This window comes from Novosphingobium subterraneum, from assembly GCF_000807925.1.
Lineage (GTDB): Bacteria > Pseudomonadota > Alphaproteobacteria > Sphingomonadales > Sphingomonadaceae > Novosphingobium > Novosphingobium subterraneum.
In genome coordinates this window covers 45073-68568 of sequence record NZ_JRVC01000020.1, presented here as the reverse complement: position 1 = coordinate 68568, position 23496 = coordinate 45073, and the positions used below count along the sequence as shown (strand labels likewise).

Annotated in this window: 19 protein-coding genes; 8 read left to right on the top strand and 11 right to left on the bottom strand. The window is 64.2% G+C overall.

From position 1 onward, the window contains the following. Positions 1 to 34 precede the first annotated feature (34 nt). The 8 genes from NJ75_RS17375 to NJ75_RS17340 form a co-directional block, all read right to left on the bottom strand. Complete coding sequence (locus NJ75_RS17375; RefSeq protein WP_039336771.1) at positions 35 to 1381, bottom strand: aromatic ring-hydroxylating oxygenase subunit alpha; 1347 nt, start codon at positions 1379 to 1381, stop codon at positions 35 to 37. Positions 1382 to 1451: 70 nt separating this feature from the next. Next, the gene (locus tag NJ75_RS17370) at positions 1452 to 1886 is read right to left on the bottom strand and encodes a nuclear transport factor 2 family protein (RefSeq protein ID WP_039336769.1); all 435 of its coding nucleotides are present in this window, start codon (positions 1884 to 1886) and stop codon (positions 1452 to 1454) included. A gap of 80 nt (positions 1887 to 1966) precedes the next feature. Continuing rightward, positions 1967 to 2518: a VOC family protein gene (locus tag NJ75_RS17365; RefSeq protein WP_052242608.1), complete on the bottom strand. Its 552-nt coding sequence runs from the start codon at positions 2516 to 2518 to the stop codon at positions 1967 to 1969. Between the two features lie 127 nt (positions 2519 to 2645). Continuing rightward, entirely contained in the window at positions 2646 to 3980 is a 1335-nt protein-coding gene (locus tag NJ75_RS17360; RefSeq protein WP_039336767.1) for an aromatic ring-hydroxylating oxygenase subunit alpha, read from the bottom strand. Between the two features lie 22 nt (positions 3981 to 4002). After that, complete coding sequence (locus tag NJ75_RS17355) at positions 4003 to 4521, bottom strand: nuclear transport factor 2 family protein (RefSeq protein WP_039336765.1); 519 nt, start codon at positions 4519 to 4521, stop codon at positions 4003 to 4005. After that, entirely contained in the window at positions 4521 to 5981 is a 1461-nt protein-coding gene (locus NJ75_RS17350) for an aromatic ring-hydroxylating oxygenase subunit alpha (protein WP_236727179.1), read from the bottom strand. The genes NJ75_RS17355 and NJ75_RS17350 overlap by 1 nt, the downstream gene beginning before the upstream one ends. Positions 5982 to 6127: 146 nt before the next feature. Further along, positions 6128 to 7327 (bottom strand): cytochrome P450, encoded by a 1200-nt coding sequence (locus tag NJ75_RS17345; protein ID WP_039336830.1) that lies wholly within the window; start codon positions 7325 to 7327, stop codon positions 6128 to 6130. Positions 7328 to 7412: 85 nt separating this feature from the next. Beyond that, positions 7413 to 9482, bottom strand: coding sequence for an alpha-glucuronidase family glycosyl hydrolase (locus tag NJ75_RS17340; RefSeq protein ID WP_039336763.1), 2070 nt, complete (start codon positions 9480 to 9482; stop codon positions 7413 to 7415). A 200-nt stretch (positions 9483 to 9682) separates the two neighbouring features. Between NJ75_RS17340 and NJ75_RS17335 the strand changes: the two genes are divergently transcribed. Genes NJ75_RS17335 through NJ75_RS17320 form a run of 4 tightly spaced genes read left to right on the top strand, consistent with a single transcriptional unit; the run spans position 9683 to position 14399 of the window. Continuing rightward, positions 9683 to 10807, top strand: coding sequence for a fumarylacetoacetate hydrolase family protein (locus tag NJ75_RS17335; protein ID WP_236727178.1), 1125 nt, complete (start codon positions 9683 to 9685; stop codon positions 10805 to 10807). 54 nt (positions 10808 to 10861) lie between these two features. After that, the gene (locus NJ75_RS17330) at positions 10862 to 11620 is read left to right on the top strand and encodes an SDR family NAD(P)-dependent oxidoreductase (RefSeq protein ID WP_156135848.1); all 759 of its coding nucleotides are present in this window, start codon (positions 10862 to 10864) and stop codon (positions 11618 to 11620) included. After that, positions 11611 to 12501, top strand: a complete 891-nt coding sequence (locus NJ75_RS17325; RefSeq protein ID WP_407668296.1) for an SMP-30/gluconolactonase/LRE family protein — start codon at positions 11611 to 11613, stop codon at positions 12499 to 12501. The genes NJ75_RS17330 and NJ75_RS17325 overlap by 10 nt, the downstream gene beginning before the upstream one ends. After that, positions 12501 to 14399 (top strand): sialate O-acetylesterase, encoded by a 1899-nt coding sequence (locus NJ75_RS17320; RefSeq protein ID WP_039336759.1) that lies wholly within the window; start codon positions 12501 to 12503, stop codon positions 14397 to 14399. Before NJ75_RS17325 ends, NJ75_RS17320 begins: the two co-directional genes overlap by 1 nt. On the opposite strand, the gene NJ75_RS17315 is transcribed toward NJ75_RS17320, so the two are convergent. After that, positions 14400 to 15452, bottom strand: a complete 1053-nt coding sequence (locus NJ75_RS17315; protein ID WP_039336758.1) for a LacI family DNA-binding transcriptional regulator — start codon at positions 15450 to 15452, stop codon at positions 14400 to 14402. 257 nt (positions 15453 to 15709) lie between these two features. On the opposite strand from NJ75_RS17315, the gene NJ75_RS17310 reads away from it, so the two are divergent. Together NJ75_RS17310 and NJ75_RS17305 are read left to right on the top strand one after the other, a co-directional pair. Next, entirely contained in the window at positions 15710 to 17125 is a 1416-nt protein-coding gene (locus NJ75_RS17310) for a sugar porter family MFS transporter (RefSeq protein ID WP_039336757.1), read from the top strand. Positions 17126 to 17191: 66 nt separating this feature from the next. Beyond that, entirely contained in the window at positions 17192 to 18778 is a 1587-nt protein-coding gene (locus NJ75_RS17305) for an alpha-N-arabinofuranosidase (RefSeq protein WP_082013447.1), read from the top strand. A gap of 329 nt (positions 18779 to 19107) precedes the next feature. On the opposite strand, the gene NJ75_RS23440 is transcribed toward NJ75_RS17305, so the two are convergent. Then, positions 19108 to 19491: a hypothetical protein gene (locus tag NJ75_RS23440; RefSeq protein ID WP_156135846.1), complete on the bottom strand. Its 384-nt coding sequence runs from the start codon at positions 19489 to 19491 to the stop codon at positions 19108 to 19110. A 285-nt stretch (positions 19492 to 19776) separates the two neighbouring features. Between NJ75_RS23440 and NJ75_RS17295 the strand changes: the two genes are divergently transcribed. Together NJ75_RS17295 and NJ75_RS17290 are read left to right on the top strand one after the other, a co-directional pair. Further along, positions 19777 to 21186, top strand: coding sequence for an aromatic ring-hydroxylating oxygenase subunit alpha (locus NJ75_RS17295; RefSeq protein ID WP_039336756.1), 1410 nt, complete (start codon positions 19777 to 19779; stop codon positions 21184 to 21186). Positions 21187 to 21354: 168 nt separating this feature from the next. Continuing rightward, positions 21355 to 22539 (top strand): aromatic ring-hydroxylating oxygenase subunit alpha, encoded by a 1185-nt coding sequence (locus tag NJ75_RS17290; RefSeq protein ID WP_039336754.1) that lies wholly within the window; start codon positions 21355 to 21357, stop codon positions 22537 to 22539. Here the strand turns inward: NJ75_RS17290 and NJ75_RS23435 are convergent. Then, entirely contained in the window at positions 22536 to 23447 is a 912-nt protein-coding gene (locus NJ75_RS23435) for a helix-turn-helix domain-containing protein (RefSeq protein WP_052242605.1), read from the bottom strand. The genes NJ75_RS17290 and NJ75_RS23435 overlap by 4 nt on opposite strands. Positions 23448 to 23496 lie beyond the last annotated feature (49 nt).

Sequence of the window (23496 nt, the reverse complement as noted above, 5' to 3'; positions counted from 1 at the left end):
TCTCCCGTCGTCTCTTGCCATGGTTGCGGGGCGCTCACCGCCGCCCCGCGATGTAATCGTTGATCACCTCGTGGAACCGCCGCACCCGGTTTTCCTGCCGTGCCAGATAGGCGTCATCGTGCCCGAGTGAGTGCAGGCCCTGCTGCTGCGTCACGGCCACATCGAGATCCTGGATGAGGAAGTCGCCCTGCGGGATCTCTGCGCTGTAGGCGTCAAAGTCGCCGCTCTGATGCTCGGCTTCCTTCCACGGGCGCAGTCCATAAAGCGTCGGCACATCCGCGCCCCCGGCCACTTCCGGCGCAAGATACCAGTAGTCGAAGGTTGACCAGTTGGGATCTTCCATGTCCGGTTCGGTGCGGAATACGTGGAGTCCTTCGGGCGTGCCGGTCAGCGTCAGGTTCGGGAAGCAAGTGTGGTGGAACTGGTCGGTCAGCTCGTCATCGGCCAGCTTTTCGAAGTGCTTGTAGCCCCGCTCCGGCCCGAGCTTGCGCCGCGCCTGCTGCAGCGCGAGGCGGCCTTCCTGTGCGCGTCCTTCGAAGTCTGAGGGATCGAGGTCCCACTCCTTGAGCACTTGCGCCCACAGCGGTTTCATCTGCTGCGCGTCCTGATAGCGGCTCGAAGGCTGCAGCTTCTCGATCATGCGATTGTGCCCGGTCGGGTACATTTCGAACACGGTGGTCGAGTAGTGATCGTCGATCATGCCCTCGAACTGCGGGTGGACCGCAGGGATGTGGTAGGCTTCGTTGAAGTTGTCGGAAGCGAACTTCCAGTTGGTGTTGACCCGCAGCGTGCGCCACACCACGCGCTTCCAGCTGGCGAGATCGCGATTTCCGAGCAGCGCGGGGATGGGATCGAGGTATTCCAGCAGCGGCACGGCATTGGGATCGAAGCTGTAGAAGATGAAGCCGCCCCAGGTCTCGCAGGGCACTTCCTTCATGCGCAACTTGCCGCAGGGGGAGCCCTGCGGGAAATCCTCTTCGTCCTGCACCCAGTCCAGCGCGCCGTCTATGTTCCACTTCCAGCCGTGGTAGGGGCAAGTGAAATGCTCGCCCACGCCGCCTTCCTCAACGGTGACAAGGCGGTTGCCACGGTGGCGGCAGACATTGTGGAAGGCGCGGATGCCGCCATCCTTCTGGCGCACCATGATGACCGACTGGCGCATGAAGTTGTGGGTGATGAAATCGCCCGCTTCCTCGAGCTGGCTTTCCCGCCCGCCGACGTGCCACACGCGCTTCCACATGTGCTCCCATTCCAGCGCGGCGAAGTCCTTCGACCAGTAGCGGTCACCGGTGATGGCATCGCCGCGCGGTTCGGGGAACTGCGCGCTGGCGTGGGTGGGGTAGGGGGCATCGACTTCGGGGACCTGGATATAGGTGGCCATGGTAAAGCGCTCCTGTAACCGGCGATCTCCCCGAGCGCCGGATGGGGTTTGTTTTCTTGCTTTTTCTAAGTTACTTTGCGTTATCGAGCGTGCCCGAGAGCGGCATCAGGAAGTCCATGGTGTAGCGCGTGGCCTTCCAGCCTGCTCCGGCGCGACGGACTTCGAAATAGTAGCGACCGTTGACGGTCACGGCGCGGCCGTCCTTGCCCACGCCCATGCCGATCACATAGGCGCGCATCGAAGCGGTATCGCCTTCGTAGCCGGTCAGCGCGAAGTTGGTCAGGTAGTGGGCGTGGTGCTCCATGTTGGCGAAGACGTTGGTGAAGAACTCGCGGATGCCGGCGTGGCCGACCTGCGGGGTCAGGCCAATGCCCGAGAGATCGAACACCGCGTCCTCGGTAAAGACGTCGAGCACCGCGTCGATGTCGCTGACGGTATCGACCGCATGGGCATAGGCGATCATCAGGTCCTGAATCGCCAGGCGATCCTCGATAGGGCAATTCATTGTCGTGTCCTTTCAGATACTTATTATCTTTGTTGGACGTTTCCCCGGGGAAACATCGCTTGGAACATTACGTGAACATATTAATCGAACAGGGGCCGTATCGGGTCGGTCACGCCGTCCCAATCGGCGGCGCCCTGCGCGATGCGGGTGAAGGCGGAGGTCTGGTTATCGTCCTCTTCGACAATCTCGATCATGCAGCCGAGCGCCGGTGCCGTGTCGACGTAGCAGAAGCGCATCGCGCCGAACTTGCCGTCGATGGCCACGGCAAAGCCCTGGTCGACATAGCGCTGGCGGCAGGCATCGTAGTCGGCGGTGTAGATGCAGAAATGGTGGAAGCCGGTCTGGCCCTTGGCGATGGTATCGCGATAGGCGCTGGGGCGGTCGCAGTGCTGCTGGATCAGTTCGATCTGCACGCCGCCGGACTGGGCGAGGGCAACGGAGAAGTCGATGCCTTCGGAAGGTGCGCCCCGATAGGTCGCCTCGGCCAGTTCGATGTGCGGGACCATGAAGAACGGCCCGATTCCGGTTGCCGCGATCCACGCCTTTGCCGCCTCTTCCACGTCCTCGACGATGAAGGCTGCCTGCATGACGTGCGGGCCGGTTTGGCCGGGGGTGATGGTGATGTTGCTCATTCCTTGTCCCTCTCCAATGCGCAAAACCTTCCTGCTCCCCCCCGCATGCGGGGGCCTCAGTCGTTTTACGCTGTCGTTCTGTAGCAACACCGAGGCCCCCGCCTGCGCGGGGGCGCCAGTGATCAGATCACTCCCGCGCTGCCGTCGGATGCCCCAGCACCATGTCGTTCAGCTTTTCATGGAACCGCTGGACGCGCTTTTCCTGGCCCGGCAGCAGGCAGCCCTTGAAGCCGCGCGAATTGAGGCCCTGCTGCTGCGTGGTGCCGATCGACAGGTCCTGATCCGCAACAAAGCCCAATGAAACGCCGTCGCCATAGACCGAATGGCGCGCGATCGCGTCGTGCCGGAGGGGCGCCGGGCCAACAGGCGTGACGACTTCGGCCATCTTCGCGTTCGGCGGATAGAGGCACCAGTGCTGGAACACGCACTTTTCGGGGTCCGTCGGGTGCGGTTCGGTGCGCAGGATCTGGCACTGTTCGGGCGACATCGTGATCGTCAGGTTGGGGAACAGCGTGCAGTGGAAGTAGTCCACCAGCTGCTGGTCGGTCATCGACGAGTAGTCGTAGCCCGCGTCGGCCCCGCGCTCGCGCTTGGCCTTGATCACGGCCTCGCGGATGTCGGCGGTGCGGCCACGGTATTCCTTGGGATCGATGCCCCAGGCTTCCGCGGCTTCATAAAGCCCCGGCGGCACGTCGCCGCTCACGTAGTCCTTGCGGCTGGTGGCCTGGTGGCCGATCATCCACATCGCGTTGTGGCCGTTCTCGTACATCTCGAACACGGTGGTCGGCAGGCCATCGTTGATGAAGGTGGCAAGTTCGGGGTGGATCGTCGGGAGGTGGTAGCTCTCGTTGAAGTTGTCGCGGATGATCTTCCAGTTGAAGTCGCAGTCCGCCGAGACATTGAGCACGCGCACCCAGTTGTCGAGCTTGTAGCCGGCGAGCCGCTCGGTATAGGGCCACAGCCATTCGTGCAGAGGGGCGACGTCATCGTCCATGCACCAGAACACGAACGGGCCCCAGGTGTCGCAGCGCAGTTCGGACAGGGTAACTTTGCCGCATGGGTTGCCGCCGGCAAAGTCGTCCGGGTCCTGCACGTGGACCAGCGTGCCATCGGGATCGAACTGCCAACCGTGATAGCCGCAGGTCAGGCGCGGGGCGGAACCGACATCGCCCAGCACCAGGCGGTTACCGCGATGGGGGCAGGTGTTGTAGAACGCCTTTACGGAACCGTCGGCCTGTTTGACCATGACGACCGATTCCTTGCCGAAGTTGTGGCGGATGAAATCGCCCTCTTCCTCAAGATCGGCCAGCACGCCGCCAAGGTGCCAGACCTTGGGCCAGAGGTGCTTGTTCTCCAGCTCCATCCATTCACGGGTGATGTAGCGATCAGCGGTGATCGTGTCGCCGCGCACGGCAACGTCGAACTCCGGGGAATAGCGGGAAATCTTGTCCTGAGCGGTCATTTCGGCGTCCTCTGATACTGTCTCAGACCGGCCAGTCTCGGGTCTGGCTGAAGTCCGTTCCGCGCCGTCCCGGCCGGACCAGCGGATTGCCTTCAAGGAATCCGTCGGCTGCCGGGTCGGTACGCGCCCAGTCCACTATTTCGCGGCGGCGACTGATACGCCACTCCCCATTCTTGCAGGTATACTCGTCGACATAGCGTCCGGCGACGACCAGGTCCTTGGGCTCGCCGTCCTCGCGGATGCGGTGCCAGGCGTAGAAGTAGACTTCGCCGCTAGCCTCGTCGCCCCGCACGCTGATCTGTGCCTGCCCGATGATGTGCTGGCTGCCATCGAGATCGGCGAGGAACCCTTGCGCGAAGCTGACAAACTCGTCGGCGCTGCCCTGCATGAGCCCGCAATCGACCCAGGCGTCATCATGGAAGGCGCTGCGGTGCAGTTCGGGGTCCAAACGGTCCTGCCCGCGCATGTAGCGGCACAGCGCATCATGGATGTCGCGGCGGGCGCAGAGGTCGCGCAACTCGGCTTCGATGTCGAAGGCCATCAGGCTTCCCCCGCCAGATACTTGTCGACGACCATCTGGAAGTGGCGGATGCGCGATTCCTGATAGTTGCCGAGCTGCTGAACGCCTGTCGCGCTGGCGCGGAAGCCCTGCTGCTGGGCGCGCAGGTTGTCGGTGTCCTGATCGTAGACGTGGCCCATGGCGGGATCGAAGCCGGGAGCGGTGGCGTAGCTCTGGTCCTCGGCGACGTGGAAGGGCTCGGCCGGTTCCGGCGCCGGCCCACCTTCGGGATTGGGGCGCAGGAACAGGATTTCGAACAGGGTGCGGTTAGGGTCGGTTCCGATCGGGCGGAAGCGATAGACCATCGGCAGCGACAGGCCCGGGAACAGCACCATGTTGGGGAAGACATGGTATTCGATGGTGTCGATCATCTCGCTGTCCGAGACCTTCGACAGATCGCAGCCATAGGCCTCGCCCATGACCTTGCGCAGATGGCGGGCCATCACGGTGCGGGCGGTTTCCCCGGGGCCGACGGTGAGGCCCTCGCCACGGGAATCCTTGTCGCCAAGGATCATCGTGGCGAGGAGCTCTTCCTCGCTGAGGGGGGTGGCGAGGTGCGGGGAGTTGACGCCGCTGGCGGCATAGAACCGGGTCACGTGGTCCGAATGGCAATCGTACTGCACGTTGGCATCGCCCACGCCCTTGAGCAGCTGGGGATGCGTTTCGAGGACGTGGTAGGACTCGAGGAAGGCCTCCTGCGCGGTCTTCCAGTTGCAGGGCAGCTCCTTGGCCACGTGGACCGCGACGTGGCGGTTGGCGATGTCCCAGTCCCTGAAGTGTTCTGGCAGGGGCGCGAGGTATTCCTCGAGGCTCTCACCGCCTAATTGGGGACCCTCGGCGCTCGGATTGATGAAGATGAACCCGCCCCAATGGCCGACGCGCGCTTCGGGGAGGTTGGCCGTCTTCGGATCGATATGCCTGAAGTCCCAGGCGCAGGGCACGGAAGCGAGCGTACCGTCGTTGTTCCACGTCCAGCCGTGGTAGGGGCAGCGCAAGTTGTCGCCCGAGCCGACGCCTTCGCCGCGCTTGAACTTGGTCGAGCGGTGCAGGCAGGAATTGACGAAGGCGCGGACCGACATGTCCTCCTGCCGGACGACGACCCAGGAGAGGTGGGCGACTTCGTAGGTGTAGTAGTCGCCCGGCTCGGGGATGTGGTCCTCGCGGCAGACCCACTGCCAGGTGCGCTTCCAGATGCGCTCGATCTCGGCCTCGAAGATCGACTGGTCGAAATAGCGGTTCACGCTGACCGGCGCGCTGCCGAGATAGACAGGCTCTTCCATGGTCAGCACGGCGGGCGGAGGAAGCGCGTCGGCTGCAACGATCTGCTGGACGCTCGGGGCGTCCGGGCAGCGGATTGCGGCGAGGTCATCCGCAACGGCGGGCTCGGGCAGTCCGTGGGGGTTGATCGCGTCCAGCATCAGGCTCTCCGGGACTGCCTTCATTAAAACCGGCAGTGTTGCCTGTTTTATGGACGCAGGCGCGAGTCGGCTCAACCTAGCGGTTGCGCTAGGTTCGGGCGTGGATGCAAAGAAAGCGGGACCCCGGGTCGGGGCCCGGGGTGACGATCAACGCAGGACGGTCTTGCGGTTCAAAGAGTCCAGACCAGCTCTACCCGCCGCAGCGCGCCGACGATGCCGGGGACGGGGGACAGGTCGGAGCCTTCGCCCAGAGCAAAATCGGGGATGCGCTTCAGCCATTCCTCAAGCGTGATCGCCACTTCCTTGCGGGCGAGTTCCTGCCCCGGGCACATGTGCGGGCCGGAGCCGAAGGTTGAGTGGCGGGCGCGCTTGCGGGCGGGGTCGATGGCCAGGGGATCGGGATTGACGCGCGGGTCAAGCCCGTGGACTTGCGTGGGGATGGCGATCATGTCGCCCGCCTTCAGGGCGACACCATGGAAATCGGCGATGTCATGGCGCACTTCGCGGGCGATCGAGACGAGGCCGAAGCGGCGGAACAGTTCGTGGACGACCGGCGCGATATCGCTGCCGCGCTGCTTCAGATCGGCGCGCAGGGCCGGGTTTTCCGCCAGCTCGCGCATGATGAACCCGAGCACGTTGACGACAGTGTCGAGCCCCGCGATCAGCACCTGCGTGACGATGGACAGGGCCTCGTCGCGGCTCAGCGTGCGGCCTTCGCCAAGATCGGCATGGAGCATGGCGCTGATCATGTCCTCGCCAGGACGTTCGCGCCGGGCATCCACCAGAGGGCCGACATAGTCGAAGAACACCGCCTTGGCCTCGTCAAAGGTCATGTCCATGCCCGGCCTTGTCATGCATTCGGCCCAGTGGCGGATCTTCGGAGCTTCTGCCGCATCGATGCCGACCAGTGCCATGAATACCCGGATCGGGAACTGTTCGGCATAGTCTGCGGTGAAGTTGCAGTGGCCCTTGTGCGCGAAGCTGTCGATCAGGTCGATGGCGGTCTGGCGGATGCTTTCGGACAGGCCGCGAATGGCGCCGGGATTGAGATGGGCGTTGAGCAGCTGGCGATAGGGGCGATGTTCGGGCGGATCGATGGTGGTGGGAATGAGGCCGTGCATCTCGCCCACCGACTTTGGCAGGACGATCACACGCGAGGAGAAGCGTTCGGGATCGGACTGGACTTCCTGCAGGGCCTCGCCGCCCAGCGCGATCCAGTGGCCTTCGTTGCGCGGCGTCCAGACGACGGCAGGATTGTCGGCAGAAAGCGCAGACCAGGCCCGATGGAAGCCTTGGGCTTCAAGCCCGGGCGGCAGATAGATGTCGATATCGACCACCCGATCTGCGGGGACGTGCGACGGGCGCTGCATGACCTGATCCTCTCCTGATCCTTTTGCGATGATCATGCGGGACAGCAGGCCCTGGCGCGCTTGGCGTTTTGGATAGGTGAGATGCCTAGTGTGGTGCTCCGGGGGCGAATGGGAAGCGTTGCTGCTTGTACCACGCAAGGTCATGCGCGGGCGGTGGTGAACCGGCGGGCAGGGGCAGGTGGTTGAGCGACATCCAGTAGGTGAGGCTGGCATCGCGCCACCAGCGCGCCTCGCGGGCCTGAATGCCGAGGTAGGCGTCAGTCTTGGCCCAACGCTCGGCATCCACGCGCGATTTCAGCGTGGCCCACTGTTTGCGCATGGCTTCAACTTCGGCAACGCCATGATCATAGCGGCGGACCATGGCCGACCACAGCGTCTCTCCACCGGGCATCGGATAGGTCCATGGCAGATGGTGGAACCACAGCAGGAACTGCGGCGGCGTGGTTTCGGGGCGGGCGAGGCGTGCGGCGATGGTCGGGGCATATTGCCCAATGGCGTTGCTGCCGGAAGCCGTGCGGTCAAAGCCGATGCCATCTGAGTCGGCGCGGTGATAGTAGACCGGATTCCATTCGGGCCGCTTGAGATCGGCAATCCACGGGCCGGGGCCATAGTGATGATCGGGGCCGAACAGGTGGGCAAGCCCGAACGGGCCGGTGTAATCGACGACCGCCTCGCGCGAGCGCAGCATCATCGCTGTGACCGTATCGGTGACTTGCGCATCATTGCCGAAGGTCTGCCGCGACCATTCGCGCGCAATTGTCTGCGATGAAAGCTTCGGATCCCAGGCGAGACGACCGAAGGCATACCAGTTGGCCTGATTGAAAGTGCTGCCTGCCCAGTCGCGATCGCGGCCGATATTGGCCACGCCCGAGATCGCGCCGAGCGTTGCCGCCACGGTCTGACCCCGAGCCTGGCCCGTCTGCGTATCGAGCGCTTCTTCGAACAGGGGGCCGAGGTAGGCGAGGTGCGTGGCAAAGCCGAGGTATTCCTTGGTGATCTGGAATTCCGCAGCCAGTCTTGTACGCGGCATGGCGCCGAACAGCGGGTGTACAGGTTCGCGCGGCTGGAAATCGATCGGGCCGTTCTTGACCTGAACGATCACGTTATCCGCGAATTTGCCGTCGAGCGGTCGGAATTCGCTGTAAGCCTGCTTGGCGCGGTCGGTCGGATCAGTATCGGCATAGACGAAGGCGCGCCACAGGACGGTTCCGCCGTGGGGACGCAGCGCGGCGGCGAGCATGTTGGCACCATCGGCGTGGCTGGCGCCATAATCACGCGGGCCGGGCTGGCCTTCGCTGTTGGCCTTGACCAGAAAGCCACCGAAATCGGGGATCAAGCGGTAGATCTCGTCGGCCTTGGCCTGCCACCACGCAGCGACCGCCGGATCGCGCGGATCGGCAGTCTTGAGGCCGCCAAGTTCGATCGGCGCGGAAAAGCGCGCCGTGAGATAGACCCGGATGCCCCATGGGCGGAACACGTCAGCCAGCGCGGCGGCCCTGGCGAGATAGGGCGCGGTGAGGCTTTCGGCCTTGGCATTGACGTTGTTGAGCACGGTGCCGTTGATGCCGATCGAGGCGTTGGCGCGGGCGTAATCATCATAGCGCGGGTCCTTGAAGTCAGGCAGGGTCCACCAGTCCCACAAGGATTGCCCGGCGTAGCCGCGTTCGACCGAACCATCGAGGTTGTCCCAGTGGTTGAGCAGGCGCAGCGGAATTGCGGGGGCAGACGCGATGTTGATGGCTGCGGTCGATTCGCCCGCGCGCACATGGCGCAGCAGGGAAAAAGCGCCGTAGAGCACGGCGACATCGCTGTTGCCGGTCACAAGGATGACGGGACGGTTGCCGATCTTGACTTCGCGAATCAGATAGCCTTCATGGCCGAGCGCCCGCGTATCGAGATCAAGCATGACGAGATGCGAGGCGTTGCTGGTAGCCAGCATCACGGCGGCTGGCAGGTGAGGCAGGCTGCGGCGCAATTCGGCAGCGGCGCGGTCAATGGTGGGGGAGCGGCGGGGGACTTCGATTTCTGCCCCGGTCGCTGTGTCTGCGGCGGGGCCGAGCCAGAGGCCGTAGCCGTCGTCGGCCCGCGCCGGGTACGTTGCAAGGCACGCCAAGGTTGCCATCACGAGGGCGATTGCTGCACGCCGGCGTGTCATTTCCCGATCCTCTCTGCAGGGGTTTCCGGCCTGATTTATGATAGCGGTATCAGTGTGTCGGAGCTGATGCAAATGTCTAGGGCTCCGGGCCGCCCTTGCCAAACCTGCAATGCTGAAAATCAGGTCGGGCGCTCTTGATCTTGCGTCGCCGACCTTCTAAGGTAGCGCTATCAGACAATGGGATGCCGGGGGATGTTTTGATGGGTTTGGGCCTCACGGCTTGCCTGCCACGCGACTATGCGGATGGCGTTTTCATTGGTCGGGCCGAGGCGCCTGACGGGCCGCATGTCATCGTTCTGCGCAATGGCCGCATCCTCGACATCACGCAGATGGCCAGTTCCGTATCGGGCGCGATTGCGCGCCGGACTTTCGCGGGGGGAGGCGATCTGGGCGCCATCGAGGATGGCTTGCCCGAGGGGTGGTCCCTGCTTTCGCCGATCGACTTGCAGTGCGTGAAGGCCTGCGGCGTGACCTTTGCTGTTAGCGCTATCGAGCGGGTGATCGAGGAGCGCGCGCGAGGCGATGCCGCAGCGGCTGCCAATATCCGCCAAGGTCTGGAAGATACGGTTGGTGCCGGAATCCGCGCCGTCGTGCCCGGCAGCGAAGAGGCGATGGCGCTCAAGGCGGCGCTGATCGCGCAGGGCATGTGGTCGCAATATCTCGAAGTCGCGATCGGGCCGGATGCCGAGGTGTTCTCGAAATCGCCGGTGCTGTCGACCGTTGGGCACGGAGCGCTGATCGGCGTGCGATCGGATTCGAGCTGGAACAATCCTGAGCCTGAAGTGGTGCTGGTGTGCGATGGCGCTGGTGAAGTTGTCGGCGCGACGCTGGGCAACGATGTGAACCTGCGCGACTTCGAAGGGCGATCTGCGCTGTTGCTGTCGAAGGCGAAGGACAACACGGCGTCCTGCGCGATCGGGCCGTTCATCCGCCTGTTCGACGAGGGCTTCGGCATCGAGGACGTGCGCGCCGCTGAAGTGGAACTGGTGGTCGAGGGCACCGACAACTTCCGCATGGAAGGCACCAACCGGATGACCGAGATCAGCCGCGATCCGCTGGAACTGGTCCGCCAGACGATGAGCGAGCACAGCTATCCCGATGGCTTCGTGCTGTTCTGCGGCACGCTGTTTGCCCCGGTGCAGGACCGCGACGAGCCGGGCGGCGGCTTTACCCACAAGGTGGGCGATGTGGTGACGATCCGTTCCGATCGGCTCGGCGCGCTGAGCAACACCGTCACGACATCGCGCGATGCGCCCAAGTGGACGATGGGCATTGGCGCATACATACGCAATCTGGCCGCGCGCGGCCTGGTGGAGAAGATCTGAATGGCCGCGCATACCCTTGCCGATCACGCTGCGGGCCAGCAGGCAGAGCCGCGGCTGATGGCGGCGCAATACCCCAGCTTGCGCGACAAGCGCGTGATCGTGACCGGCGGTGCGAGCGGCATCGGCGAGGGGATCGTGGAGGCCTTTGCCCTGCAGGGCGCGCAAGTGGGCTTCATCGACATACAGGAAGATCCCGCAAGGGAACTCATCGCGCGGCTGGGCTCGGCGCACCACGTTCCGGTGCTGAAGGTGCAGGACGTATCGGATGTCGAAGGACTAGGCGCGGCGATGACAGCGCTGGTTGACGAACTCGGCGGTTGCGACGTTCTGGTGAACAACGCCGCCAGTGACGACCGCCACGTGCTCGACGATATCACCCCGGCCTATTGGGACGAGCGGCTGGCGGTGAACCTGAAGCACAAGTTCTTTGCCTCGCAGGCAGTGTGGCCGGACATGAAGGCCAATGGCGGGGGGGTGATCCTCAACCTCGGGTCGATCTCGTGGCACCTAGGGCTGGATGAACTGGCGCTCTACCAGATTGCCAAGGCCGGTGTGGAAGGCTTGACCCGCAGCCTGGCGCGCGAGCTTGGGCCCTATAACATCCGCGTGAATACCATCATTCCCGGCAACGTGCAGACCGAGCGGCAGATGCGCTGGTACACGCCGGAAGGCGAGGCGGAAATCGTTTCGGCGCAGTGCCTCAAGGGCCGGCTCCAGCCGGTTGACATCGCCGCCATGGCCCTGTTCCTTGCCTCTGACGATGCGCGGTTCTGCACCGGGCACGAATACTGGGTCGACGGGGGATGGCGGTGATGGCAGCTGTGCGGCGGGTTCTGGAGCTTGGCTGCACGCTGGGCGAAGGGCCGGTGTGGGACGCGGCGCGAGAGTGCCTGTGGTTCGTGGACATCAAGAACAGGCGCATCCACAGCTTCGATCCTGCTACCGGGCGGCACGAAAGCTTCGGCGTGCATGAGCAGGTCGGCTGGGTGGTGCCTGCCACCGGTGGCAGGCTGCTGGCGGGGATGAAGGACGGGTTGCACCTGTTCGATCCGGCGCTGGGCACGAGCGTGCACGTGGCGGATGTTCCGGGGGAGCCTGAGGGCAACCGCCTCAACGATGCCTGCGTCGACTTGCAGGGCCGCGTCTGGCTCGGTTCGATGGATGACGGCGAGGAAGCGCCGAGCGGCCGCTTTTACCGCGCCCATGTCCGCGAAGTGGTGGCGCAAGGGCCGGACGGGGTGTGCATCACCAATGGTCCGGCGGTATCGCCCGACGGGACGAAGCTCTATTTCACCGATACGCTTGCCCGGACAATTCATGTGGCGGACCTGGCCCAAGACGGCAGCGTCGGGGCAGCGCGGGTCTTTGCGCAAGTGTCCGACGATTTTCCCGAGGCTTATGCCGATGGGCCGGTGTGCGATGCGGAAGGGTGTGTCTGGACCGGGTTGTGGAACGGCTGGGGCGTGGCGCGCTATTCGCCCGAGGGCAAGCTGCTGCAGAAGGTTGACCTGCCCGTCGCCAATGTGACGAAGCTGGCATTCGGCGGCGCGGACTTGAAGACCGCCTTCGTGACGACCGCGCGCAAAGGTCTGGACAGCGAGGCACTGGCCGCGCAGCCCATGGCGGGCGACCTGTTCGCGTTTGATGTGGCAGTGCCGGGCTTTGCCGCCCCGCTCGCGGAGTTCAGGGCGTGATGCGGCCATTGCTGGTGGTGCTGGCCGCGGGCGTCTCCGCACCAGCGATGGCCGCACCCGCGCTGGAGTTGGGCGCGGTGTGGAGCGATCATGCGGTGATCCAGCGCGATCGGCCGGTGGTGGTCGAAGGGCGTGCAGCAGCAGGCGCGGTCGTATCGGGAACTCTGGGTTCCGAGCAGGCCGAAGCCAAGGCCGGGGCTGACGGTGCCTTTGCACTGAACTTCCCGGCGCGCAAGGCTTCGGCGGAATCGATCGACCTCAAGGTAACTTCAGGTTCCGAGTCCGTGACTGTTGCCGACCTGCTCGTCGGGGATGTGTGGCTGTGTTCGGGCCAGTCCAACATGGAGTTCCAGCTTTCTCGCGCGCTGAACGGTGGCATGGAAGTGGCGATGTCGGCCGATCCTGCACTGCGCCTGCTGCAGGTGCCAAAGGCGATGTCCTACCTGCCCGAGCGCGAATTCGGCAAGGTGACGCACTGGGCGGTTTCTGGGCCGGAGACGAGCGGCGGCTTCTCTGCGGTGTGCTGGTTCATAGCGCGTGAATTGCGCCGTGCGCGCGGCGTGCCGATTGGCGCAATTCACGCCAGTTGGGGTGGATCGAAGGTGACCCCATGGCTCGACCCTGCAGCCGGGGCCGAGATCGGCGGCGCGCAGGAGATGGCGCTGCTTGGTCTGTTCGCCAAGGACAAGCTGGCGGCCGTCACGCAGTTCGCGCCGCGCTGGACGGCATGGTACGGGGGCGAGAGCGGCGGTAGCACTCCGTGGACAAAGCCCGATGCCCTGCAGTGGCAGCCGGTTCCATCCATCAAGGGCTGGCTGGCCTGGGACGCTACGCCTCTTGCTGCCAAGCCGACAGGCACGGTGTGGATGCGGCGGCAAGTGACGCTGACCGCAGCGCAAGCCAAGGCGGGCGTTACGCTGGCGCTGGGCGTGCTCGATGACATGGACATGACCTTCGTCAACGGCCATGCGGTGGGCAATACCTTCGGCTGGGACGAGGAGCGCGCCTATGCGGTGCCGCCCAGGTTCCTGAAGGCCGGCGTGAACGAGATCATGGTCGCGGTGACCAACACTTATGGCAACGGCGGCTTTGCCAGCGCCCCGGACCGGTTGTTCCTGACGCAGGCGGGGGGCGAGAAGCTGCCGCTGGGCGAGGGCTGGCGCTATGCCATCGCGCCGACGAGGACCTATCCGCCGCGTGCACCGTGGGATGCCAATGCCGGCATCGGGCTGATGCACAATCGCATGATCGCGCCGCTGGGACACTTCGCGATGGATGGCGCGGCCTGGTACCAGGGCGAGAGCGATGTCGACACGGCGGACTACGCGCGCCGGATGAAGGGACTGATTGCCGGATGGCGCGCGCAGTTCGGACCGGAGCTGAAGGTCGGCATCGTGCAGCTTGCCAATTATGGTCCCGCTTCGGACAAGCCGGTCGAAAGCGGCTGGGCGCAAACGCGCAACGTGCAGCGGCAGATCGTTGTCGACGATCCGAAGGCGTTCCTTGCGACGGCCATCGATCTTGGGGAGCGGACCGACATTCATCCGGCCAACAAGCTGCTGGTGGCGCAGCGGCTGGCGATGGGCGCGCAAGGCAAGGCCTTGCCGATGCCACTTGCGGCGAAGGCGGAAGGCAGCACGGTGCGGGTTTCCTTCGGCGGCATCGAGGGCGGGCTTCACGCCTGGAGTTCCGACACCGCGATCGGGTTCGAACTGTGCGACGCCGCTGGCGGTTGCCGGTTCGCACCGGGCCGCGTTGATGGCGATGCGGTGGTCCTGGCCACCGATGGCAAGCCGGCGGCGAAAGTTCGCTATGGCTGGGCCGATAACCCGGTGGTCAATCTGTTCGACGGGCGCGCGCAGGCCGTGCCGGGGTTTGCGCTGGACGTGGTGCGCTGATCAGCCTTGTGGCGGTGCCGCATCGGATTCGCGGCGGACCAGTTCGTAGTCGAGCGTGGCCAGGCGTGGCCTGGTCTTTTCCGATGCCCGCTCGGCACGGATTTCCTGTGCCAGAAGATCAAGCGCAGTTTCCGCCATCTGGCGGATCGGCTGGCGGATCGTGGTCAATTCCGGCCAGATGTTCGAGGCAAAGGCGGTATCGTCGAATCCGCAGACGGTAAGGTCGTGCGGAACTTCGAGATCGTTGCGATGGGCAGCGGCGACGCAGCCTGCGGCCATATCATCGTTCGAGGCAAAGATTGCGGTGGGGCGGGATGGCAGGGCGAGCATGTCCATCGCCGCATCAAGGCCCGAACGATAGGTGAAGTGACCCTGCTGCACGAGCGCCGGATCAACTGTTGCGCCGCTTTCGGCCATGGCATCGCGGAATCCTGCGAGGCGCAGGGCGCTGGCGGATTGCTGCGGGTTGCCGATGATGAAGCCGATCCGCTTGTGGCCGAGGCCGAGGATGTGCTTCGTCATGTCGTAGGCGGCCTGGTAATCGTCGATCATGACGACGCCGTGGTGCGCCTCGGCCTGCCCCGGTCCAATCAGCACCGCATGCGTGCCGGCGCGGCGGAGACGGGCAAGCAGGGCGGTATCATCGCACAAGGGCGGGGGCAGCAGGAAGCCATCGACCGCACTGTCGACAAGACGCGCGATCATCTTCGACTGATCCGTTTCCGGTTCGCAGCGTTCGACCATGAGGTGTGCATCGAGACGGGTTGCGGCGTCCATGCAACCGATCAGCAGTTCGCTGAGATAGGAGGCTGAAGGGTTGGCGTAGAGCAGGGCGATGCGCAGTTGCGAGGCACCGGCGAGACTGCGCGCGGCGCGGTTGGGAGCATAATTGAGCTGCTTTATAGCCGCTTCAACCGCGAGACGCGTCTCTTCTCGCACGCCGGAACCGCCATTGACGACACGGCTGACCGTCATCGGCGAGCATTGCGCGAGGCGCGCCACATCGTTGACCGTGGGACGTCCGGCGCTGCGGCGGGACTTGGTATCATTCATGTTCTGCAGGCTCCCGTTGCGTGAAGTCCTGACGCTGCAACATCCCCTTTGCAAGCGGGTTTGTGAATAAAGCAGACTTAAACGCAATTGGCGCTTGCATGCTGCTCGGCTTCGGATACAAAGGTAGCGCTATCAAATGAACGGTGGCTGCGCCAGGCGACTGGCCGGGATAACTGGTGAGAACGTAAACAGGGCCGTCGACGCTGTGCATCGTGCATGGCAATGTCCGGGCCAGTTCAACGAGTTGGGAGAGGGAAATGGCTGCAGTGCAGCAGGACCGGGTCAACATGGCGCTTGTCGGCGCAATCGTCTTGGTGGCGACAATCGGCGGATTGCTGTTCGGGTACGACAGCGGCGCGGTGAACGGGACGCAGGCCGGCCTCAAGGCGGCTTTCGCGCTCGACGACAATGGCCTTGGCTTTACCGTTGGCTCGTTGCTCGTCGGCTGTGCTGCCGGCGCGTTCGTGGCAGGCCGTCTGGCCGACCGCTTCGGGCGCAAGCGCATCATGGTGCTGGCGGCGATCCTGTTCCTGGTCGGTGCGCTGGTGCAGGGGCTGACGGGCAATCACGCGCTGTTCGTGGTGTTCCGCTTCCTCGGCGGCATGGCGGTGGGCGCGGCCAGCGTGCTGTCCCCGGCCTATATCTCCGAGGTTGCCCCTGCTGCGATTCGCGGCCGACTGACGAGTGTGCAGCAGGTGATGATAATCACCGGCCTCACCGCGGCCTTCGTCGTCAACTATGTGCTGGCGCAGCAGGCCGGGGATTCGCTCGGCGAGCTGGCGGGCGTTCCGGCGTGGCGCTGGATGTACCTGGCGCAGGCGGTGCCGGCGGTGGTGTTCCTTGTGGCCTTGCAGTTCATCCCGGAAAGCCCGCGCTATCTGGTGAGCAGTGGCCGCGCCGATGACGCCAAGGCCGTGCTGACGCGCATTTTCGGCGAGACCGAAGCGAGCCGCAAGGTCGAGGAAATCCGCGCCTCGTTCGCGACCGATCACCGCCCGCGCCTTGCAGATGTGCTTGCGCCCGGCACGGTGCTGCGCCCGATCGTGTGGGCTGGCCTGATCATTGCCGTGTTCCAGCAGTTCGTCGGCATCAACGTGATCTTCTATTACGGCGAGACGCTGTGGAAGCTGGCGGGCGTATCTGAAAAAGCCGCGCTCGAACGCAACATCATCTCGGGCGTGGTCTCGATCGCGGCTTGCTTCATCACGATGGCGCTGGTCGACAAGGTGGGGCGCAAGCCGCTCCTGCTGGTCGGTTCCGCCGGCATGACGCTGGCGCTGGGCGCGATGAGCTGGGCGTTCTCGCAAGGGACGCTGGATGCGGCCGGGGCACTGCAGATGGACCCGTCGCTGGGCATGATCGCGGTGATTGCAGCCAACATCTACGTGATCTTCTTCAACGTCAGCTGGGGCCCGGTGATGTGGGTCATGCTGGGCGAGATGTTCCCCAACCAGCTGCGCGGATCGGCCCTGGCCGTATGCGGCCTGGCGCAGTGGGGCGCGAACTATGCAGTGGTGCAGAGCTTCCCCGCGATGGCGAGCGGTCTGGGCCTTGCCGAAACTTACGTGCTCTACACCGTGAGCGCGGCGGTGAGCTTCTGGCTGGTCAAGGCCTTCCTGCCCGAGACCAAGGGCAAGGAACTGGAGCAGATGGAAGGCTGGGGCGGGCATTGATCCGCCGCAGGTGAAGAATACGACCGGGGGCATGAACGGCCCCCGGCGCAAAGGAGAGCGAATTCGATGAAGCCGATTGCCAAGAAATTTCGGACAGTGCTGCTGGCGGCGACCTTTGCAGCTGGGTTGAGCATGCCTGCCTTGGCAAAGGACGCTGCGGTCGAAGTTGCGATTGATACCGCCACGACCGGCCCGGTGATCGACAAGCATATCTTTGGCCAGTTTGCAGAGCACCTTGGCACCGGGATCTACGGCGGCGTGTGGGTCGGCAAGGATTCGCCCATCCCGAACGTGCGCGGCATCCGCACTGATGTGGTCACTGCCCTCAAGGCGCTCAAGGTGCCCAACGTCCGCTGGCCGGGCGGGTGCTTTGCCGATGAATATCATTGGCGCGACGGCATCGGCCCGGCGGACAAGCGCCGGGTGCAGATCAACACCAACTGGGGAGGCGTGCCGGAATCCAATGCCTTCGGCACCCACGAGTTCATGGACTTTGCCGAGCAGATCGGGTCGGAGGCCTATATCTCGGTGAACATCGGGTCGGGCACGGCGGCGGAAGCTTCGGCCTGGATCGAATACATGACCGCCGAGAAGGACACGACGCTGGCCAAGGAGCGGGCCGCGAATGGGCATCCCGCGCCGTGGAAGGTGCCGATCCTTGGTCTCGGCAACGAGAACTGGGGTTGCGGCGGCGCGATGTCGGCCGACCACTATGTCGAGGAGATGAAGCGCTTCGCCAACTTCACGCGCAATTTCAATCCGGCGCAGCGTGAAGGCGCAGCACGGATGAAGCGCATTGCCGTGGGCTGGGACAGCGACAAGCTCGACTATACCGAGGAAGTGATGAAGGCGTGGAGCACGCACGTCTATTCCTGGGATATCGAAGGCGTCTCGCTGCACAAGTACACCGTCGGCGGTGGCTGGCCGCCGGTGCGTCCGGCAACCGGCTTCGGCAACGATGAATACGCCCTGATGATTGCCGATACGCTGACCATGGACACCCTGCTCAAGAAGCAGAAGGCGATCATGGACAAGTACGATCCAGCCAAGAAGCTGCTTATTGCGGTGGACGAGTGGGGCGCGTGGCTTGCACCGACCCCGGGCAGCAATCCTGGCTTCCTGCAGCAGCAGAACTCGATGCGCGATGGCGTGATCGCGGCGCTCAACCTCAACATCTTTGCGCGCCATGCTGACCGGGTGAAGATCGCCAACATCGCACAGATGATCAACGTGTTGCAGGCGATGATCCTGACCGACGGCAGCAAGATGGTGCTGACGCCGACCTATCACGTGTTCAAGATGTACGTGCCGTTCCAGGACGCGCAGTTCGCGCCGGTGAAGTTTGCAGCGGGTGAATACACGGTGGGCGATCGCAAGCTGCCGCGCGTCGATGCCATGGCGGCAAAGGACAAGGGCGGGCAGGTGTGGGTCTCGCTCGTCAACGTCGATCCCGATGCGGGCACGAGCGTGATGATCCCCGGCTTCCGCAGCGCCAGCGGCGAAGTGCTGACCGCGCCGAAGGTGGACAGCGTCAACACCTTCGCCGCGCCATCGGTCGTCGCGCCAAAGGCGATCAGCGGCAAGGCAGCGGGCGGTGGCGTGACGATCACCTTGCCGCCGCGCTCGGTGACCGTGGTGAAGGTTTCGAAGTGATCTGAAGAAGTGCCCTGCGGCGGTCTCTTTCCTCCCTCCTGAGGCTGCTGCAATACCTGAACGGCCCGGAAGGCAATGCGCTTTCCGGGCCGATTTTTGTTTGCTTGGGGGTGCGGGAAGGGGCAGCGGGGCCCCGGGGCAGGCTGAACAGTAAGGCCCGGTGTGACGGGCCTTGAGCAGTTATCACGGCAATTTTTGCATCCGAGCCCCATTCCTGCTGATTGGAGGGGAAGGCTGGCGGACTGGCCGTTGGTGCAGACTGGCGGCTTTTGGGCATTTGCGACCAAAAGCGGACTGTCAGGACACGACGCCATTGCGGACGTTCAGCCCTAGCGGTTTTTCGGCCACCACCAAAACCTGAAGATAGTGTCGCTCGCGCCGAAGCTCACTCCAAAGTCAGCGCGATTGGCTGATACATCTCTCACAGCTTCCGAGAGATTGGAGATATCTTCCGGTCTGAGGGGCATTGCAAAAATCTCGGCTGAAAGGCCGATCGACCCGGTTCCTTCTAGGTCATTGCCAAGGCGGAGTTTTGCGGGGACTTCAAGGCGAAGGTCGTGACCGCCGAAAATGTTATCTGCCCCAACCACTCGGGGATCCGTCACCGAGATAGTCCGATGAGCGGGTTCTGTCGCACTGGAAAGAATAGAACACAACTCGATCAGGCTGGCACAGCCCATTGCATCTGCTGTGAAGTGCCAATCGTCATACATCCTGCGGGCTTTCCGGTAACGCCAAAGGCTAACCCGCCCGTCCTGCCGCCATGACCCGAGTGCTTGATCCATTCGCGTATGCTAGTCCGAAATCAACCCTTTTCCACCCCATTCCAGCCCTTCACTGCCCCGTCAGCGCGTCATGACAGCGGTCGTCACCCCGGATATTCCAGGCGGCCTAGCCTAAGTCACAGGGGGGCTTGGCGGGGATTCTTGACCTTGGTCAAACGACGGGGGCCTCTGGCATGACATTTTCCCGCCATCACCAGGATGGAGAGGAAAGACATGGCAGACCGCGATCCCGGCGCGTTCGAACAGGCCCGATGCCCCGGCACCAGCTGGCAGGACATTCTGGCTGCCGACGAGGTGCAGCCCCCCGCTTTCATGGGCGAAGACCGTTCGCAGTATCTCGGTTCCGAGCCGATCGATGCGGCGCGGTATTACAGCCCCGAATTCTTCCGCGCCGAGTGCGAGAAGATGTGGCCTGCGGTGTGGCAGTTCGCCGCGCGCGAGGAGGACCTGCCCGAGCCGGGCGACTATGTGACCTATGACAATGCGGGCCGGTCCTGGCTGATCGTGCGGCAGGAGGATGGCAGCGTGAAGGCGTTTCACAACGTCTGCCTGCATCGCGGCCGCAAGCTCAAGACCGACAGCGGCAGCGCCGAACAGTTCCTCTGCCCGTTCCACGGCTTTTCGTGGAACCCGGACGGGTCTTTACGCAACATTCCCTGCCGCTGGGACTTTGCCCACCTGACGGACCGGAAGATGCAACTGCCCGAAGGCCATGTGGCGCAATGGGGCGGCTATATCTTCATCCGCGAAAATGCCGAAGGGCCGACGATCGAGGAATATCTCGATCCGCTTCCCGAATTCTTCAAGCGCTGGCGCCATGAAGAGTGCGTGACGGTGGCATGGGTGGCCAAGGTCATCCCGGCCAACTGGAAGATCGCGATGGAGGCTTTCATGGAAAGCTACCACGCCTATGTCACCCACCCGCAGCTGATGCCGTTCACCGGCGATGCCAATGCTGCCTATCATGTGCTGGGCCGACACGTGAACGTGAACTACACCCCGTTCGGCGTGGTCAGCCCGCATATCGAGGCGCAGGCCAGGGCCGAACACTGGCCACAGCAGCGCATTATCGACGAATTCCGCAAGTACAACGGCCGCAGCGCCGACAACTACGATGCGGACAAGGACAACTATGCGATCACGGTGCCGGAAGGGCGGAGCGCCCGCGCCGCGCTGGGCGCGAAGATGCGCGAGGTTTCGGAAAAGCAGTTCGGCGGAGACTATTCGGGCGTTTCCGAAAGCGAACTGCTTGATGCGCTGGTCTACAACGTGTTCCCCAACTTTGCGCCGTGGGGCGGGTTCATGCCCAACATCGTCTATCGCTGGCGGCCCTGGCCCGACCAGGACAAGTGCCTGATGGAAGTGCGCGTGATCGCCCGGGTTCCGGAGGGACAGCCTAGACCTGCAGGCGTGCCGATGCACTTGCTCGGCGATGACCAGATCTGGGCCGACGCGCCCGAGCTTGGCGTGCTGGGCGCGGTGCTCGATCAGGACAGCGAGAACATGGCGCTGTGCCACGAGGGGCTGAAGGCTTCGAAGAACGGGCGCGTCGAACTCGCCGATTATCAGGAAGTGCGCATCCGCCACATCCACCAGACGCTGGATTCCTATCTGAACGCTTGACGCTGGATGCCCACCCGCTGCGACTAGGTTCGCTGCGCTCTCCAAGTCTCGCGGCCCTCCCGCCTGCGGGAGGGCGAAGAGCGGCGCTGCAACTCCCCTCCCGCAGGCGGGAGGGGGCGGGGGTGGGCATAAGCTACGACAAGGATCTGAATTGAAAGGCTGACCCACATGACCGAACTTTACGACAAGTATGCCCGCGCCGCCGAGCGGATGCTCCATTTCGTCGAGACCAGGACGACCGACATGGCAAGCGGCACGATGCGGGTGCCCGTGGCGGACTACCTCAGCGAGGAGCGCTTCGAGGCGGAGATCGCGCGGATATTCAAGCGGTTGCCGCTGATGCTGGCGCTGACCATCGAGCTGCCGCAGGTGAACGATTACAAGGCGATGGAAGTGATGGGCCTGCCGGTGCTGATCACCCGCGGAAAGGATGGCAAGGCGCGCGCGTTCCTCAACGTGTGCAAGCATCGCGCGATGCATCTGGCCAAAGAGGGCAAGGGCAATTGCAAGGCCTTTGCCTGCCAGTACCACGGCTGGACCTATTCCAACGAGGGCAAGCTGATCGGCATTGCCGAGGCGAGCACCTTCGGGGAGGTGGATCGCTCCACCCTCAACATGACCGAGCTGCCCTGTGACGAGGCGGCGGGTCTGATCTTCGTGATCCTGACACCTGACTTGCCGATCAACGCCATCGAATGGATGGGCGGGATGTATGAGGACTTCGCCGCGCTGCGCCTCGAGACCTGGTACTTCCACAAGGCGCGCACGATGAAGGGGGCCAACTGGAAGGTCGCCTATGACGGCTACCTCGAAGGCTATCACTTCCAGGCCGCGCACACCAACACGGTGGCCACGCGCAGCCCTTCGAACCGCGCCCACTACGAGGGCTTCGGGCCGCATATCCGGCTGGGCTTCCCGCAGAACTCGATCACCCGCCTGGCCGACCTGCCGCGCGAGGAGTGGGGGCGACAGGAGAACAACGGCTATGATTTCATCCGCATGCTCTTTCCGAACATGAGCTTCTTTCTGGCGCCCGAGATGGGCCAGCTGGCGCAGCTGTTCCCCGGGCCGAAGGCAAACCAGAACACCACCGTGATGAACTACATCTTCCCGGTGAAGCCCGAGACCGAGGAAGGCCTCGCCGCGCTGGACCGGATGTGCGACTTCTTCTTCGATGTGGTGGAGGAGGAGGACTACTTCCTTGGCCTGAAAGTGCAGAACGGGCTGGAATCCGGCGCGATGACGCACCAGACCTTCGGCCGGAACGAGCCGGGCAACCAGTTCTTCCACAAGTGGATCGCCTATTACCTCGACGAAAGCGGCAGCACGCCGATGCCGGTGATGAAGGCCTAATCGGCCGGGCGGGTGAGCGCCTGGGCCGGTGCGCCGAGCACGGCCTGGCGCAACTGGAGCGAACGGGTGAACATCGGTCCGCAGGCTTCAAGGAACTGCGTGGGCTTCATGCCGAGGAACTCGTGCGCCTCGCGGATGAAGTGCGAGTAATCGGTGTAGCCGGCGTCGATGGCGAGCGCGCGTCGGCCCGGCCCGCCCCGGATCAGCGCATGGAGCGAGCGCAGGAAGCGGGCGCGGCGCAGCAGCAGCTTGGGCGCAAAACCGAACGAGCGCAGGCAAAGGCGCTCCAGCTGGCGCAAGGCAATGCCGAGACTGTGCGAGAGCTGGCCGACCGTGCGCAGATTGGGATCGAGCAGGGCCGAGAAGATCCGGGCAATGGTGTCCTCGTCGCGGTGAGGCGTGCCCATCCGGTCGATCAGCCAGGCATCGAAGATTGCGGGGACAGCGCCGGGCGCCGCGCTGCGCAGGTGCCGGGCCAAAGCTTCGACATCTTCGCCCAGCACGTCGCGCGCAGGGACGACGCGATCGGCGATCTTGGCAGCGGAGCGGCTGCCGAGGCGCGCCCACCCCAGCGGGGTGATCCCTGCGCCGATGACGGTGCCGGCATCGCTTTGCGACCAGCAGGCCGTGGACGAAGGGCCGAACAGCGCGACATCGGGCACGCGCACGGCTTCGCCCTCACCGCAACGCACATGCCAGCGGGTCTGGGGATCAAGCAGAATGCGCAAGTTGAACCAGGCCGGCTGGAACACATCGCTGTGGACCTGCCCTTGCGGCGGCGCGACGGCGTAAAGATGGTAGCCGCTGACCAGCCCTTCGAGCCGGGGGGAGGGCTTCCAGTAATCCATGCGCATGGCCGCCGGCGGATCGGCCCGCGCGCTGCTTTCATCGAATGCCGCGACCTTCATCAACTGCGTTCCTGCCCCTAGCCCAAGCCCTTGACCGGCTTTGGAAAAA